General features: G+C 73.5%; 6 protein-coding genes. 4 read left to right on the top strand and 2 right to left on the bottom strand.

The features are described from left to right. Positions 1–7: 7 nt before the first annotated feature. The 4 genes from FXF51_RS62705 (at position 8) to FXF51_RS20825 (ending at position 4,580) form a co-directional block, all read left to right on the top strand. The gene (locus FXF51_RS62705) at positions 8–232 is read left to right on the top strand and encodes a hypothetical protein (protein ID WP_262379701.1); all 225 of its coding nucleotides are present in this window, start codon (positions 8–10) and stop codon (positions 230–232) included. Between the two features lie 107 nt (positions 233–339). Beyond that, entirely contained in the window at positions 340–582 is a 243-nt protein-coding gene (locus FXF51_RS62700; protein ID WP_262379700.1) for a response regulator transcription factor, read from the top strand. 15 nt (positions 583–597) lie between these two features. Continuing rightward, the gene (locus tag FXF51_RS20830; protein WP_187414471.1) at positions 598–4,047 is read left to right on the top strand and encodes a CHAT domain-containing protein; all 3,450 of its coding nucleotides are present in this window, start codon (positions 598–600) and stop codon (positions 4,045–4,047) included. 98 nt (positions 4,048–4,145) lie between these two features. Continuing rightward, positions 4,146–4,580: a hypothetical protein gene (locus tag FXF51_RS20825; RefSeq protein ID WP_148436179.1), complete on the top strand. Its 435-nt coding sequence runs from the start codon at positions 4,146–4,148 to the stop codon at positions 4,578–4,580. Positions 4,581–4,639: 59 nt separating this feature from the next. Here FXF51_RS20825 and FXF51_RS20820 read toward each other — a convergent pair whose 3' ends face one another. Further along, the gene (locus FXF51_RS20820; protein WP_148436178.1) at positions 4,640–6,337 is read right to left on the bottom strand and encodes an ABC transporter ATP-binding protein; all 1,698 of its coding nucleotides are present in this window, start codon (positions 6,335–6,337) and stop codon (positions 4,640–4,642) included. Continuing rightward, positions 6,327–17,312 carry a non-ribosomal peptide synthetase gene (locus FXF51_RS20815; protein WP_148436177.1) on the bottom strand — a complete coding sequence of 3,662 codons (10,986 nt, stop codon included), beginning with the start codon at positions 17,310–17,312 and terminating at the stop codon, positions 6,327–6,329. The genes FXF51_RS20820 and FXF51_RS20815 overlap by 11 nt, the downstream gene beginning before the upstream one ends. Positions 17,313–17,331 lie beyond the last annotated feature (19 nt).

The following is a 17,331-nucleotide window of genomic DNA, read 5'->3' as shown; positions in this document are numbered from 1 at the left end:
AAGCACCATGGCAAGCAAAATCCATCTGTACGGGAAGTCGTTCGACCTGCAGGAAGGCACCGATCCCACGGCGCTCACCGAGGACATCATCAAGGCGATGGACCTGAAGAAGCCGCTGTCCATCGGGGTCGTCTATCACGGGAACCCGCTCACCATCATCCTGAACGGCGAGCGGCTCGACTTCGTCACCATGGATCTCAACGGGGCGATCATCGGGTTCCACTCCGGCTGAGGCCGGGGCGCCTGAGGAGCGGACGGGCCGGGGCTAAGGGTTGCCGTACGGCACGTTCGCTCCTTTCTCCCCATGACGCGGACGCGCTGGGGCGAGACGGTGACCAGGTGACGACCACACCACAGACCCGGCCGCGGCTGACCCCACGCGAACACAGCGTGCTCCGGCTGCTCGCCGAAGGGCTGACGGCCAAGGAGATGGCCCGGCGTCTCGGCGTCTCGCCTCGCACCGTCGGCAAGCACCAGGAGAACCTCTACCGCAAGCTCCGCACCTCTGACCGGCTCACGGCCGTGCTGAGGGGGTACGCGCTCGGCTTGCTCGCATTCCCGATCACCGCCCGCCATGACTGAGCCGCGGGAGGCCCAATGCTTCACTCGACCGATCTGCTTGTATCGCTGCTCCTGACGGAACGTCACGGTGACGGCATCACACCCCTCCTGAGAGAGGAGGGCCGATCAACCGTCCTGGCCGCGATCCCCGAAGCCGAGCGCCCGCTGGTCGTCGCGGCTGCGGCGATCGCCGCCGGAGAGCCCAAACGCGCCCTGCGTGTCCTCGACGGCCTGCGGGGGCCCGTCGAGGTGCTGGAGGTCGCGGCGGCGCTGCGGCTGGCCGCCCGCACGGCCGACGTTCACCTCTATCCGGGCGGAGGGGCGCCTCAGGGGACGCTGCCCGATGCCGGGCCTGTCCCGGCGCCGGCGGACCCGGGAGCCGACCTCGTCGTCCAGGTCGCGGCACGCGCGATCCCGTTCATACAGTGGTCGCGGGCGGTGGCCGAGAACGTGCTCGCGGGCGCCGACGAGGACATGTCCGCCGTGTACAAGGAGTTCCAGGAGCTAGGCGAACGGCTGGCCTCGCGGGACGCGCTCTGCTACCTGCGCCTTGTGCAGGCCGACGTGGCCAGGCGTGCGGGCAGCACGCAGGACGTGGCGGCCCCTCTCGCCGAGGCCCAGCGGCTGGCGGGGGACGATCCGTTGATGAACGCGCATATCGCGCTCACCGAAGGGGACTGGGCCCTGGCCCCGGCCTCACATCCGGACATCCTGTCCCTGTCGCTGACCCGGCTTCCTGTCGAGGTCACGCTGCCCGCCGCCGACCCCTCGTCGGCCCGGCGGCACTACCTGCGTGCGGAGGAGCTTTACACGAGCGCGGGAGCCGCTGCCGGGCGCGCGGCGGTCACGCTGCGGCTGGCCTGCCTCACGCGAGAGGACGCGGGTGGCGACCCGGCGCCCCTGCTGCGGCGGGCCGTCGAGGCGGCGGCCGGCTCCGGGCGGTCGGCCCTGCGCCGCGTCATGGAGACGCACCTGCTCCTCGACCGGCTCGACGCCGGTGAGGACGTGCCCCTCGACGAGATGGACGCTCTGGCGGCGTGGAGCCGTGCCGAGGGCGGCGACGGGTTCGCACAGGGCATCGTACGGCTGCTGCTGGCCAGGGCACGCAAGCTGCGGGAGAACGGGCCGTCCCTGCCCGCCATGCGGGGCATGCGGCTGGCCCGGCGGCTCGCCGCCCTCGCCGACGCCCCCCAGGAGCGGACCTTGGCCGGGCGTGACCTGATCGACCTGATCAGCGAGGCCAACTTCCGCTTCGCCTCGACCGTGCTGCTCGCAGGGGAGGCTGCGCGGCACGTGGCGGGACTGGGCACCGGACCCGTCGACGCCCTGGCGTGGACGCGGGCCGCCGACGTGGTGAACGAGCTCGACAACGTGGCGGAGAGCAGCGCCGATCCGGATCTCAAGAGAGTCGCGGCCGCGTACCTGAACGCGGTCGCGGACGCCGCGGGGCGCATCCGGCAGCGCCCCGCCAGGGTCGAGCAGGCCCTCGCCGCGACGCTCGAGGCCGCTCGGCAGGCGCACCCGCTGATCCTGCGCTACGAGGGACGGCGAGACGAACAGGCGGGACGCCGCAGGGAATCCCGGCTGCACCTCCAGGAGGCGCTGGACGCGCTGCGCGACGACGACGTCATCCTCCGCATCGTCCTGCTGGCGGAGCTGGGCCGGCGGGACGAGGCTCACGAGATCACCATGACGCTGTTGAAAGCCGGGATGCTGCACCTGGACTTCGCCGTGTCGCTCTTCCTCATCCTCGAGGACCCGGAGACGGCGCAACTCGCGCTGCGGGCCCTCGACGAGCAGGGCTGGCCACCACCGGCCAGGCGGCCCTGGCTCGACGCCGCGCGCCGCGCGGAGCTTGCCACCGCGCTTGGTCGTTTCGACGAGGCCGTCACGCACGGCGCCCGTGCCATCGAGGACTTCGAGACCAGGTCGGCCGGCCTCGTCAGGGAGGTGCTGCGTACCTCGATGACGGACGACGTCAATGTCGCCGCCATGTACCACTTCGGCGTCATGGCCCACCTCGGGCGGGCCGGCCAGGCCGATTCGCCGGTGGAGGCGGACCGGGCCGTCCGCGACGCCTTCCAGCTCGCCGACCGCTGCCGCGGGCTCGTCGTCGATCTGCTGCACGCGCTCGACGCGCTGCCCGACGGTGCGCCGCGCGACGCTGTAGCCCGGTGGCTGCGGGCGGGCTCCGCCTGGGCGGCAGCCTACGAGGGCCTGGCAAGGGAGGTGGCGAGGGCGGCGGCGGATCCGCCGCCGCCCGAGGAGGTCCAGCGCCGGATCCTGGCCGTCGAGGACGAGCTCGAAGCGGCCGAGTCGACGGTCGCCGAACTTGCGCCGCAGGTGCTCACCGGGTGGCGGGAGAGACGGCCCGGCGCGAACTGGGACGAGGTGCGCGCCGGACTGACCGGCGACCGTGTCCTGCTCTACTACGAGGCGTTCGGACAGGACCTGGTGGTCTGGGCCGCCGGCTCGGACGGCCTGCGGCACCAGCGCGTACGGGTTCGCGAGCGCGACCTGACCGCCGACGTCAGGACGTTCCACCAATCGTGCGCAACCGGCTGGTACGACCGGCAGCTCGGTGAACGACTCACGGACCTGCTGCTTCAGCCGGTCCAGTCCATGATCGCGGACGACGGCCACCTGATCGTCGTGCCGCACCGCTCGCTGGCGCTGCTTCCCTTCCACGCCCTGCCTTGGCGCGGCAAGGTGCTGGGAGAGCGCAACCACGTCTCCCACCTGCCCTCGGCGGCGCTGCTCGCCCGCCCGGAGGCCGCACGCGCGCCGGATCTCAATGGGCCGGCGCTGCTGGTGGGCAACCCGGCGTACAGCCCTCAGCGCGGTCTTCACCCGCTGGGTGGCAGCGCCACCGAAGTGGCGGCGATCGCCGGCATGCTCGGCGACGCGAGACTTCTCACGGGCGACGACGCCACCGAGCAGGCCGTCAGGGCACGGGCGCCGGGATGCCGCATTCTGCACCTCGCCACGCACGGCCTCGTCGACGAGCTGGCGCCACACGGCAGCTATCTCGCGCTCGCCGGTGACGACCGGCTCACCGTGGGAGACCTGATGGGGCTCGACCTCGGCGCCGACCTCGTGGTGCTGTCGGCGTGCCATACGGGCAAGGGCACCGCCACCGCGGGTGGAGACATCGTAGGGCTGGTCCGCGCCGCGGTGACGGCCGGCGCGCGGCACGTGGTGGTGTCGCTGTGGCCGGCCGACGATCAGGCCGCCGCCCTGCTCATGACGGAGATGTATCGGGGTCTGGCAGAGGGCGACGGCGTCACGCAGGCTCTCACCTCGGCCCGGCGCTGGGTTCGCACGCTCGACGAGGACGCACGGGATGCCGCGTACGAGACCTTGCGGCGCGACGTCGGTACAGGCGGGGCCTCCGGGGTGCGGGACCTCCGCCCCGAAGGACCCGCTCCCGGCCCAGAGATAGGACTGCCTTATTTCTGGGGTTCGTTCGTGCATTACGGCGTGTGAATCGAATACGTAATTTCACGAATTCCGGGGCTTGGAATTCGCGGCCATCATGGAAATGGCGGGGGAAATTCTCTCGCCATTCCTGCTCGGGAGGGCACATGAATTCCAGCGACGCGAGAATAGCGGCGGCCTACACCACGGCCCCCAACGGCACCGTCGCCGACGACACCCCCAACGCGGGTCCGCCCAGGTCGCCGACCTTCGATCTCGTCCTGCAACTCGAGGCGGGCAACGTACTCGGCCAGAGCGGCGGCGATTACACACTGAACATCGTCGCCATCAACGAGAACACCGGCCTTCCGGTGGCCAGCCTGGTGCCGACGGGGAATCCCTTCAAGGAGGAGTTCAAGGCGCCGGCCTGGACGCCGAGTGGGAACGACTTCGTGCGCTCCGGCTCCAGCCCCGGGGTGCTGCGGTACTCGATCACCGTGCCGAGCGGGGTGACGGGACGATTCCATTACAACGTGGACTTCGTCAGCTCCGGCTTCCAGGTGGTCGAGCTCGCCAAGACCCCGTCCTTCCTGCTGGTCTGAACCCGCGAACCCCGGGGCGGCGCTTCGTCCGCACCGGGGTTCACCTCATGTGGCGCAGATCACCTGGCCACCGCCTGACGGTAGCCCTCGTCGGTGTGCAGCAGGTTGCGATGGGTGTCCTCCGCCGTGATGACGCCACCGTCCAGCACCAGCACCCGATCCGCCGCGTCCAGCAGCGCCGGGCTGCCGGTGATGACGATCATCGTGCGGCCCCGCCGCGCCCGCGCCAGGTTGCGGGCGATGAGCTGCTCGGTGACCGCGTCCACCGCCGTCGTCGGATCGTGCAGCACCAGGATGCCGGGGCCGGCGGCCAGGGCGCGGGCCAGGGAGAGGCGCTGGCGCTGCCCGCCCGAGAGGTTCGCGCCGCGGTCGCGCACCTCGTGGTCGAGGCCTTCGCGGTGCAGGGCGACGACGTCGGTCAGCATGGACGCCTCGACGGCCTCCGCCACCGGCAGGCCGGCGCCCGCCGGGTCGAGGTTGGTGCGGACGGTGCCCGCGAAGATCTCCGCGTGGTACGGGTTCACCAGCAGGTGCTCGCGGACCGCCTCGACCGACAGGTCCTTCAGCTCGTGCCCGCTGACCCGCACCACGCCCTCGTAGGCGTCGGGCGGGACGTGCACGGCCAGGATCGCGGCGAGGTCGGCCGCCTCCCGCGCCTGGTAGGCGGCGATCGCCACGAACTCGCCCGCCGGCACGTGGAACTTCAGGCCGCTCAGCGACCCGTACCGGACGCTGTCCACCTCCAGGTCGCCGTCCGCGGCCGGCCGTTCGGCGCCCGGCGTCATCACCGGGGGAGCGGCCAGCACCAGCGCCATCCGGTCCGCGGACGCCCGCGCGATCATCACGTACTTCGGCATCTCCGAGAACAGCTTGAGCGGCTCGATGATGAACTGCGCCAGCCCCACCGCCATGACGAGCTGCCCGATGCTGATCCGGCCGCTCAGGGCCAGCCAGCCCGCCGCCAGGGTGACGGCGGCGGCGAGGATCGCGTTGAGCGCCAGCGCCGCCCCGGCGTACGCGCCGTTGATCCTGGCGACGCTGATCGCCTGGTCCTTCGCCTCGGCGCTGACCTTCCGGTACGTCAGGAACGCCGCGTGGTTGCCGCCGAACCCGTGCAGCGGGCGCAGGCCGGAGATCAGGTCGGCGACCTTGGCGCCCGCCCGCGCGACCCGCGCCTGCTGCTCGCGGGTGCCCTCGCCGATCCGCCTGGACAGCACGCTGAGGATGGTCAGGATCGCGACGGTGCCCACGATCACCAGCGCCCCCAGCCAGAGGCTCGCGATGCCCAGCGCGACCGCCGTGATCACCACCGCGACCAGCGAGCTGATCAGCAGCGGCACCACCTCGATGATGTCGGCGGTCTGGTCGGCGTCCTCCGTGGCGATGGTCAGCACCTCGCCGGACTTCAGGTCCGTGTCCCTGGCCACCGGCTGCAGCCCGCGGTCGGCGACCAGCACCCGCCAGCGGTGCGCCTCGGTCGTGTTGGCCTTCTGCAGGATGCGCATCCCGAACCGCCACGACAGCGACACCGTCGTGATGATCACGGCCAGCGCCGCGATCGACCAGCCGAGCGCGCCGAGGCTGCGATCCTGCAGCGCGTGCTCGACGATCAGGCCGAGCGCGATCGGGAACGCGGTCTCGCCCGCCTGGTACAGCCCCATGAGCAGGGTGCCGCCCGCCATGGCGCCCGCGTTGCGCCGCAGCGCGGTCCTGAGGATCCGGGAGCCGGTGCGGGGCTCTGCCCGGTCAGTGCTCATCGAGGTGCTGTTCATCGAGGTGCCCGGCGATCGCTTCGGGGGTACGCAGCGCGAACAGGTCGCGGATGGTGACCACGGGCCCGTACTCGCGGCGGAGCAGCCCGACCAGCCGCACCGCCAGCATGGAGTGCCCGCCGAGGGACACGAAGTCGCTCACCGCGCTCACCTCGTCGTCGTCCAGGTCCAGTGCCTCGGCGAACAGCTCGCACACCGCCCTCTCCGTGCCGGTCGCCGGGCCGCGCTCGGCCGACGTGGTCAGCGCGCCCAGCGGCTTGGCCTCCGGCAGCGCCTTGGTGTCGGCCTTCCCGTTGACGGTCAGCGGGATGGCGTCCACCTGAGCATAGTGGGTGGGCCGCAGGTAGTCGGGCAGCCCCGCCCCCACCTCGGCGGCCACGGCGGCCAGGTCCGCCTCTTCCAGGACGAGATAGGCGGCCAGCCGGTACGCGCCGTCCACCTGCGGATCGGACTGGGCGACCGCGGCGGCGAACCGCACGGCCGGGTGCGCCGCGAACGCCGCCTCCACCTCGCCCAGTTCGACCCGGTGCCCCCGGATCTTGACCTGCTGGTCGGTGCGGCCCAGATACATCAGGTTCCCGTCGGGCCGCCGCAGCACGAGGTCGCCCGTGCGGTACATGCGCTCGCCTGGCTCGCCGAACGGGCACGCGACGAACCGGTGCGCGCTCTGGCCGGGCTGCCCGAGGTAGCCGCGGGCGATGCCGACGCCCGACACGTACAGCTCGCCGGGCACGCCGTCCGGCACCGGCCGCAGCCAGGCGTCCAGCACGTACACGGCGGTGTTGTCGATGGGCACGCCCACCACCGGGTCCGGGCACTCGAACGTGCCGACGCCGAGGGTGTTGATGGTGTACTCGGTGGGGCCGTACAGGTTGTAGCCGACCGTCCCCTCGGTCTCGGCGAGCCGCCGCCACAACCCGGGGGTGACCGCCTCGCCGCCCAGCAGCACCAGCGGCGGACGCCGCGCCGGGTCGTCCAGCAGGCCCTCCGCGACCAGTTGCTGCGCGTAGGTGGGGGTCACGTTGATGACGTCGATCCCGTGGTCGAGGCAGTACTCGACCAGGCGGGGCGCGTCGCGCCGCAGCTCCTCGTCACAGACGTGCACCTCGTGACCGTCCGCCAGCCACAGCAGCTCCTCCCACGACATGTCGAACGCGAACGACACGGTGTGCGCGATCCGGAACACCCGGTGGCCGTGCTCCGCCAGCACCGGCTCGAAGATCCGGCGCTGATGGTTGATCAGCATGTTGGTGAGCCCGGCGTACTCCGTCACCACGCCCTTCGGCTTGCCGGTCGAGCCTGAGGTGTAGATCGTGTACGCGGGGTGCCGCAGGCGGTCCGGGTCGCCGGGCGCGAACGTCACGAACGGCTCGGCCTCCGGCAGCGGCCGGTCCAGCTCGATCAGCTCGCCGCTGAGCCGGGGCGAGACGGAGCTGACGGTGAGGATCACGTCAGGGCGGGCGTCCGCGACGATCGCGGCGATCCGCTCGTCGGGGTGGTCCAGCTCCAGCGGCACGTACGCCGCCCCCACCCGCAGCACGGCGAACAGCGCCACGATCGAGTCCAGCGAACGCGGGATCGCCAGCCCCACCGTCGTCTCAGGCCCGAGGCCGCGGCCGGCGAGCACCCCGGCCACCGCCCGGCTGCGGTCCCGCAACTGCGCGAACGTCATGCTGCGGCCGTGCGAGACGAGCGCGACCCGGTCCGGATCGCGGTCGGCCGCCAGGTCGAACCGGTCCACCACCGTGTCGGTGCCGATGCCGGTGCGCTCGACCGGCGACGGCACGGGGCCCAGGCCGGGCAGCGCGCCCACGGGGCCGCTCCACCGGGCCAGGTCGCCGAGCACACGCAGGTAGTCGTCGAGGAGCCGGCGGGCGCGCGCGGTGTCCCTGTCGCGGTACTCCAGCTTGACCGTGAGCTGCTCGCCCGGCGTGACGACCCAGGTGAACGGGTAGTGCGTGGAGTCGTCGGCCCGCTCGGCGACGATGCCGTGGCGGGCGTTCCGCTCGGCGAACGCATCCAGGTCCAGGAAGTTCTGCAGCACGAACAGGTTGTCGAAGAGGGTGTCGTGCCCGCTGCCGCGCTGGATCTCGCCGAGCCCCAGGTGCTCGTGCTCCATCGCCGCCACCCTGGCCGCCTGCACGCCCGACAGGTACTCGCGCACCGTGTCGCCCGGCCTGGCCCTCGTCCACATGGGGACGGTGTTGAGCAGCACGCCGACGATGCCGGACAGGCCCTCGCCCTCCCTGCCTGAGACGGTCACGCCGAACACCGCGTCCGAGCGTCCGGTGTGCGCGCCGAGCAGCAGGCCGAACGCGCCGGTCAGCACCGAGTTCAGCGTGACGCCGTGCGCCCTGGCCGCCTCCCGCAGCAGCCGCGACCGCTCCGCCGTCAGCGTGTGCACGAGCGCGGGCGGCAGCTCGTCCGGCAGCGACGGCGCCGGGCCGGCGAGCAGCGTCGGGCCGGGCAGGCCCGCCAGGTGCTCCGCCCAGAAGCGCTCGGACACGGCGACGTCCCTGGCGGCCAGCGCCCTGGCGTGCTCCTCGAAGCTCGGCGTGGCCGGCACCGGGACCGGCGGCTGCCCGGCGACGACGGCCGCGTAGGCGTCGAACAGCTCCCGCAGCACGATCTCGCGCGACCAGCCGTCCCACAGCAGCAGGTGGTAGCTCAGCAGCAGGCCGTCGTGGCCGGGCAGCCGCACCACCGTCAGCCGGATCAGCGGCGCCTCGCCGGGGTCGAAGCCCGTGTCGCGGTCCCGCGCGCACAGCGCTTCCGCCGCCGCCTCGTCCGGCAGCTCCACCGTGCGGACCTCGGCCCGCCGTCCCGCCGCGAGCACCTGGACCGGGTTGCCGTCGGCGTCGGTGCTGAAACCGGCGCCCACGGACGGGTGCCTGGCGATCACGTACGCCATCGCCTCGGCCAGCGCGCCGGCGTCCAGCCGCCGGTCGAAGGTGAAGTAGCTCTGGGCGACGTAGTGCCCGGCCGGGCCGGTGAGCTGGGCCTGGAAGTACAGGCCGCGTTGCAGCGGCGTCACCGGCGCCGTGCGCTCCGCCGCGGCGCACGCGTCCGCGACGCGCTCCAGCGCGCGCCGCCAGTGCCCGGCCAGCTCGCCGGGTACGCCGTCGGCCAGCGTGAACGTGGCGCGCAGGCTCCCCGTGGCGGTGTCGAGCCAGGCGTTCACCTCGACGGCGTACGGGCTGCCCTGGTCGCCGCCGGTGATCCGCACCGCCGCGGACTCACTGGCCGGGCCCAGGTAGTTGAACAGCACCTGCGGGCGGGCGGCCAGCAGCGGGGCGGTCTGCGGGTTGAGGTACCTGAGCCGTCCGTAGCCGGCGTGCCCGCGCTCGTCCGGCTGCCGCCGGGCCAGCTCGCGGGCCGCCGCGACCGGGTCGGTGTGCGGGGACAGCCGCACGGGCGCGATCGCGGTGAACCAGCCGACCGTACGGGTGTAGTCGTGGTGGCCGAGCACCGGGACGCGGCCGTGCCGCTCCAGCTCGATCGCCAGATCGGCGGGCGACGCCTGGACGTGGGTGAGCGCGGCCCGCAGCGCGCCGCACAGCAGCTCGGTGAGGCCGACGCCGAGCGCGGCGGGCGCGGTACGCGTCACCTGGGCCGACAGCTCGGGCGCCAGCTCCACCGCGATCTCCCGCGACCCGCTCGCCACGGGCAGCAGCGGGGGCGCTTCGAGCGTCTCCAGCCAGTGGCCGAGGTCGTCGATCGTCTGGGCCGACTGTGCCGCCAGCGCGTCGGCGTACTCGGCGTAGGAGGTGGTGGGCGGTGGCAGGGGCGTCCCGCGCAGGGCGGCGTTCAGGTCGTCCAGCAGGATCAGCCAGGAGACCGCGTCCACGGCGAGATGGTGTGCGGTGATCACCAGGGTGCGGCTCGTCTCCAGCCACGAGAACGCGATCACCTGCCCGGCCTCGGGGTCGAGCCGTCCCGCCGCCTCGTTCGCCGCCGTCGTGGCGTCGGCCGCGTCCGTGCGGACGACGGCGACCTCCGTGGTGGGGTCGGTGCGCAGCGTCCACACCCCGTGCCCGGTGCGCAGGCGGAGGCGGAGGACGGGGTGGGCGGACACCACGGCGTCGGCGGCTCGCTGCGCGTCTTGGAAGCCGGTGCCCTCTGGGGCCGTCAGCGTTCTGGCCTGGGCGAAGCGGGCGAGGGAGCCGCCCAGCTCGCGTTGCCGGAGGATGATCGGCGTCGGGGCCAGCGGGCCGTTCCCGGAGCGGGCCGGGGCCGGTGTCGTGGTGCTCGGTGTGTGGGCGGCGAGGGTCGCGGCGAGGGCGCGGGGTGTCTTGTGGAGGAAGACGTCCCTGGGGGAGATCGGCAGGCCGAGGGCTCTGGCGCGGTTGACCACGGCGATGGCGATGATGCTGTCGCCGCCTGCCATGAAGAAGTCGGTGTCGGCGTCCGCGCCGGAGCCGGGAAGGGCCTCGGCGAAGATGCCGGTCAGCGTGGCGAGCGCCGGGGAGCCCTGCGCGCCCGGCGCGACGGCTCCGCCGGGTTCGGCGCGGGCCGCGTGTTCCCGCAACGCCTGCCGGTCCAGCTTGCCGTTGACCGTCAGCGGCAGGGCGTTCACCGAAAGGACCCGCCCCGGCACCATGTACGCGGGCAGCTTCACCGCCAGCAGCCCCGCCACGTCACCGGCGGCCTCACCCACCACATGCGCGACCAGGTGATCGCCGCTGTCCGCCACCGTGACGGCCGCGTCCACCACCCCGCCGAGCTCCCTGATCGCGCTCTCCACCTCGCCGAGCTCCACCCGGAACCCCTTGAGCTGCACCTGGTCGTCGGCCCGTCCGGCGAAGACCAGCTCGCCGCCGAGCGTCCGCCGCGCCAGGTCACCCGTGTGGTACATGCGCGAGCCGTCCCCCGCGAACGGGTCCGCCACGAACCGGCTCGCGGTGAGCTCCGGCCTGCCCAGGTAGCCGAGCGACACCTGCTCGCCGGCGACGTAGATGGCGCCTGCCTGGCCGGGCGGCACCGGCCGCAGCCGGTCGTCGAGCAGGTACGTGACCAGGCCGGGGATCGGGCCGCCGATGGGGCTGACGTCGTCGCGGGCCGCGAAGTCCTCGCCGGTCAGCACCCGGTGGGTGACGTGCACGGTGGTCTCGGTGATGCCGTACATGTTGACCAGCTCAGGCGAGGCGGCGCCGTACCGATCGACCCAGCCGCGCAACCGGCCCAGATCCAGCGCCTCGCCACCGAAGACGATCACGCGCAGCGAGGTGAGCGGCTCGCCGGCGTGCCGGTCGGCCTCGATGAGCTGGTAGAACGCCGACGGCGTCTGGTTGAGCACGGTGACGCCGCGCTCGCGCAGGAGGCGGTGGAAGTCGACGGGGGAGCGGGTCAGCCCGTACTCGGGCACCAGCAGCTCGCCGCCGTGCGCGAGCGCGCCCCACAGCTCCCACACCGCGAAGTCGAAGGAGGCGGAGTGGAACTGCACCCACACGTCGTCCGGGCCGAACCGCAGGTCGTGGCGGGTGTTCGCGAGCAGCGCCAGCACGCTGGAGTGCGGGACGACGACGCCCTTGGGCCTGCCCGTCGAGCCCGAGGTGTAGATCACGTACGCCGGGTCGTGCGGGGCGGCCTCCGGTCCGTCCGTGGTGGCGTGCGGTTCTTCTCCTTGGACGAGCACGCGGGCCTGGATGCCCGCCCTGGCCGCCAGCTCCGTGAGGCGGTCGCGCTGGTGGTGGTCCACGAGGATGACCTGGGGGGCGGCGTCGGTGAGGACGTACTGGAGCCGTTCGTCCGGGTAGGCCGTGTCCAGGGGGACGTAGGCGGCGCCGGCGGTGACGACGGCGATCAGCGCGGCGACCTGTTCGGCGGAGCGGGGGAGGGCGACGGCGACCCGTTCGCCCGGCCCGGCACCGGCTGCGCGCAGTGCGGCGGCCAGGTGGTCCTTGGCCTGTGCCAGCTCGGCGTAGGTGAGTGAGCGGGTGCTGCCGTCCAGCGCGCACTGGGTGACGGCGGTGGCGGCGGGGTTCCTGCGTGCGGCGGCGTCGAACAAGCCGCCCAGCGTCGCCGGGGAGAGGCCGGGCGACTCGCCGTGCGCCGCCGGGGAGAGGCCGGGCGACTCGCCGTGCGCCGCCGCCGGGGCCGCGATCGGGGCCGCGATCGGGGCCGCGATCGGGGCCCGCCGCCGGTCGCCGCCCGACAGGTCGCCCGCCAGGTCGTCCGGCCGGGTGAGCAGCCCGCTCAGCGCACGCGTGAACGTGCCCAGGATCGCCCGCGCGTCAGCCTCTCGCGCCAGCTCCCCGTCATAGATCAGGTTGAACCGCGCGCCCCCGTCCGGCGCGCGCTCCACCACCAGCGTCAGCGGATAGTGCGGCGCCCCCTCGTTCACGACCCCGGTGATGGCCAGCGAATCCCCGCGCAGCCCGCTCACGTCGGTGGCCACGTCGAACACCACCAGCGTGTCGAACAGCGGCCCGCCCCCGGCCTGCCGCCCGATCCTGGCCAGCGACACGTGCTGGTGCGGCAGCACGGCGCTCTGATGCTCCCGCACCGCCCCGAGCAGCTCACCCGCCGTCGTGCCGCCGCCCCACCGGACGCGCACGGGGATCGTGTTGATGAACAGTCCCACCATGTCCTCGATGCCGGGCACCTGCGCGTCCCGCCCTGACACGGTGGAGCCGAAGACGACGTCCCGGCTGTGCAGGATGCCGCCCAGGGTGAGCGCCCAGGCGGCGTGCACGGCGACGCTCAGCGGAACCCCGGCCGACCGGGCGGCGGCGTCGAGGTCGTGGTCCGGGCGCACGGCGGTGTCGGCGTACCGGCCGGACGGGGTGTGACCCTCGGCGACCAGCGAGGGGCCGGGCAGGCCCGCGAGCTGTTCGCGCCACACCCGGTCGCTCGCCTCGTCGTCGCGCCCGGCGAGCCACCGCACGTAGGCGGGGAAGCCGCCGAGCGGACGCACGCTGCCCGGCGCGTGGTACTCGGCCAGCAGCGCGCGCAGCATGGCCGGCACCGACCAGCCGTCGGCGATGATGTGGTGCACGGTCTGCACGAGGACGTGCCCGCCGGAGGCCGCCCGGATGAGCGTGTACCGCATGAGCGGGCCGGTGGCCAGGTCGAATCCGGCGCGGCGGTCGCGTTCGGCGTGGTCGCGGATCTCCTCGTCCGTCATGCCGGGGTGGTCGAGCGTGCTGAACGGCGCGACCGCGCCGCTCTCCAGCACCGAGATGACCCGCCCGTCGTCGAGCGCCACGAACCGCGCGGCCAGGTTCGGGTAGAGGGTGAGCAGCCGGGTGGCCGCCGCGGCCAGCCGGTCGGCGTCCACGTCGCCGTCCAGCGTCAGCAGTTGCTGCTCGACGTAGCTGCCCGCCGAGTCGTCGTCGAAGACCGAGTGGAAGTACAGGCCCTCCTGCAGCGGGGTGAGCGGCAGCAGGTCGCGCAGGGCCGGGCCGTCGAGGGCGTCCACGTCGGCCTGGGTCAGGGTCAGCGGCCGGAAGTCGCTGGGGGAGTGGCCGCCCTGGTCGAGCGCGGCCAGGCCCGCGAGGGCGGCCAGGAAGTACGCGCCGATCGTGGCGACGTCGTCCTCACTGAAAACGCCCTCCGGCCAGGAGATGGCGGTGGCCAGCTCGTACGCGCCGGTCGGCCCTGGCTCGGCGATCGCGTTGAACTCCAGGGCCCGCGGCAGCCGCATCGCGGGGTCGCGCCGCTCGCCGAGCTGCCCGGTGGCGCCCGCGAGCTGCCAATCCCCGGACGTGCCCGCCTCGAAGCGGCCCAGGTAGTTGAAGAGCACCTGCGGCGCGGGCGCGTCGAACGCGGCGCCGGCCAGGTAGCGCAGCACGCCGTAGGACAGGCCGTTGCCCGGCACCCGGGCGAGGTCCTCCTTGACCGCCTTCAGCGCGGCGGCCAGGTAGCCGGGATCGGTGAGGTCGGCCGCCGCGCCGGGGTCCACGACCACCGGGAACAGCGTGGTGAACCAGCCGACGGTCCGCGACAGGTCCGGCTCGGGCCCCGCCACGTGCCGCGCCACGTGCCGCGCCTCCCTGCCGTGCCCCTCCAGCTCGATGTGCGCGAACGTCTGATCCTGCCCCAGGTCGCGCCGCCACCGGGCGAGGGCGACGGCCAGCGCGGTCAGCAGCACGTCGTTCACCCCGGCGTGGAACCGGGCGGGGATCTCGCCCAGCAGCGCCGCGGTGACCTCGGGCCCGGCGGTGACGACGCGCACCCGCTCGCGGGCGACGGTGTCGGCTCCGGACAACGGGCGCCTGCCGACCGGCCGGTCCTCGGCGGGAAGGGGACGCCGGTAGTGGGCGAGGTCCGCGTCGAACGGCGTCCCCTCCAGCAACTGCGTCCAGCGCCGGAACGACGTGCGCACCGGGGGCAGCTCGATCGGCGCGCCCGACGTGAGCTGCCGCCACGCCGTGGAGAGGTCGTCCATCAGGATCCGCCAGGACACGCCGTCGATCACCACGTGGTGCGCCGCCACGACGAGCTGCCGGGCCGCGCGCCGCCAGACGGCGGCCAGCATCGTGCCGCCGTCCGGATCCAGGGCGGAGACGGCGAGGCCGGCGCACTCGCCGAGCGGCCGGTCGCTCTCCTGCCACCTGGCCGCCGCCCCACCGGCCTCCGGGACGTCGAAGCCCCAGCGGTCGCCGCGCGTCAGCCTGGCCCGCAGCATGTCGTGCCGCCTGGCCACGGCGGCGAGGATCTCGCCGAGCGCCTCGGCCGTCAGGTCCGCCGGGGTGTTCAGCACGACCGACTGGGCGAAGCCGTCCACCGCTTCGGTGGTCTCGCCGAGCCAGCGCACGATGGGCGAGCCCGTGACGGGGCCGGTCGCGACGTCCTCGTGGTCGGTGGCGGAGTCGTCCTCGCGCCTGGCCACCGCCGCCAGCGCGCCGATGGTGACGCTGGTGAAGATCTCCGTCGCGGTGACGTGCAGGCCCGCCTCGCGCAGCGCGCCCAGCAGCGAGATCGCCAGCAGGCTGTCGCCGCCGAGCTGGAAGAAGTTGCCGTCCACACCCACTCTGTCCAGACCCAGCACGGACGCGACCGCCGCGCACACCACCCGCTCCTCCTCGGTGACGGGTGCGGTGATCGGGCCGGTGACGGCCGGCGGCTCGGGCAGCGCGCGCCGGTCCAGCTTGCCGTTCTCGGTGAGCGGGAACGCCGTCATCACCACGACGTGCGCGGGCACCATGTAGTCGACCATGTTCGCCGCGGCCCAGGTGGTGACCTCGTCAGGACGCAGGCCCTCGCTGCCCGCCGCCGGGATCACGTAGCCCACCAGATAGGTGCCGCCGGCGGTGTTCTTCTTCGCCACGACGCACGCGTGGCGCACGCCCGGATGCTCGGTGAGCCCGGCCTCGACGTCCTCCAGCTCCAGCCGCATGCCGCGGATCTTGATCTGGTTGTCGGCCCGGCCGAGGAAGTCCAGCGAACCGTCCGGGGTGAAGCGCGCCAGGTCGCCGGTCCGGTAGAGGCGGGAGCCGTCCGGCGCGAAGGGGTTGGCCACGAAACGGGAGGAGGTCAGGCCGGGCGCGCCGACGTAGCCGCGCCCCAGGAGGAAGCCGCCCACGTACAGCTCGCCGCCGACCCCGACAGGGACCGGGCGCAGCTCGTCGTCCAGCACGTACAGCTCGGTGTTGGGGTTGGCCTTGCCGATCGAGGTGGTCAGGCGCTCCGCCGCGCCCCGGTAGATCACGTGCGAGACGCCGATCGTCGTCTCCGCCGGGCCGTAGCCGTGGTAGAGGGGGATGCCGAGCAGCTTGCGGAACCGCTCGTACAGCTCGGGGGTGAGCACCTCGCCGCCGCACCACACGTGCCGCAGGCTGTCCAGCCGCCCGGAGTCGCCCGCCATCTCCAGCAGCACGTCCAGCATGGACGACACGAGGTAGGTGAACGTGACGCGCTGCTCGGCGATCACGCTCAGCAGGTGGTGCGGGTCGCGTTCGCCGCCGGGCCGCAGCACCACCAGCCTGCCGCCGCGCACCAGCGGCAGGAAGATCTCGTTGATGGAGATGTCGAACGACAGCGGCGCCTTGAACAGCGCCGCGTCGTCGGTGCCGAAGCGCAGGATCTCGCCGGCCTGCCACAGCAGCCGCTCGCTGATCGCCTCGTGCCGGATCATCGCGCCCTTGGGCCGTCCCGTCGAACCCGACGTGAAGATCACGTAGGCCAGGGCGGGCCCGGCGATGGCGACCTCCGGGTCCTCGGCGGGGTAGGAGCCGTACCGCCAGCCGGCGAGATCGACGGCCACCGCCTCCGGCTCGCCCCCGGCGTGCTCGCCCGTGCGGTTGAGCTGCGCGACGAGCCCGGCGTCTGCGATGACCACCGCCCGGCGCGCGGCCGGCCAGCGCGGGTCGAGCGGCACGAACGCGCACCCGGCCATGAGCACGCCCAGCAGGCCGATCACCATGTCGGCAGAGCGCTCCAGCGAGATGCCGACGACCTGCTCGGCGGTGAGCCCGCGGCCGATCAGGTGCCGGGCGAGCTGGCTCGCCAGGGCGGAGGTCTCGCGGTAGGTCAGCGAGCGGTGCTCGTCCACGACGGCGACGGCGTCCGGCCTGGCCCGCACCTGCTCGCGGAACAGCTCCACGATGGTCGGGCGGTCCCGCTCTGCCCTGGTGTCGTTCCACTCCGCCAGGGTGCGCAGCCGGTCCGCCAGGCTGGACGGGGCGATGGTGCCGAGCGGCCGGTCGGGGAAGTCGGCCAGGTCGTCCAGCGCGAGCTGCGCGTCGGCCGCCGCCACGCCCTCGGGGACGGCGATGCTCCGCCCGTCGTCGGCCACCTCCCAGCCCGCGGGCGCGCGCCCGCCGCCGCCCGCCCAGCCGATCACGTCGGTGAAGAGCGTGCCGGGGGCCAGGCCGTCAGGGGCGCGGCCCGCCCAGTACGCCAGCCCGATGGCGCACGCTTCCGCCAGGGTCCTGTCGGGATGTTCGCCGATCCGCCGGCGCAGGCCGGCCAGCCGTGCGGAAGAAAGCGTGACGAGACGAGCGCTTGGTTCCAACATCGCAGACTCAGCCATCCCT

Origin of the sequence: Nonomuraea sp. PA05 (genome assembly GCF_008086045.1) — a bacterium.
Classification (GTDB): domain Bacteria; phylum Actinomycetota; class Actinomycetes; order Streptosporangiales; family Streptosporangiaceae; genus Nonomuraea; species Nonomuraea monospora.
This window is presented reverse-complemented; position numbering and strand designations above follow the sequence as displayed.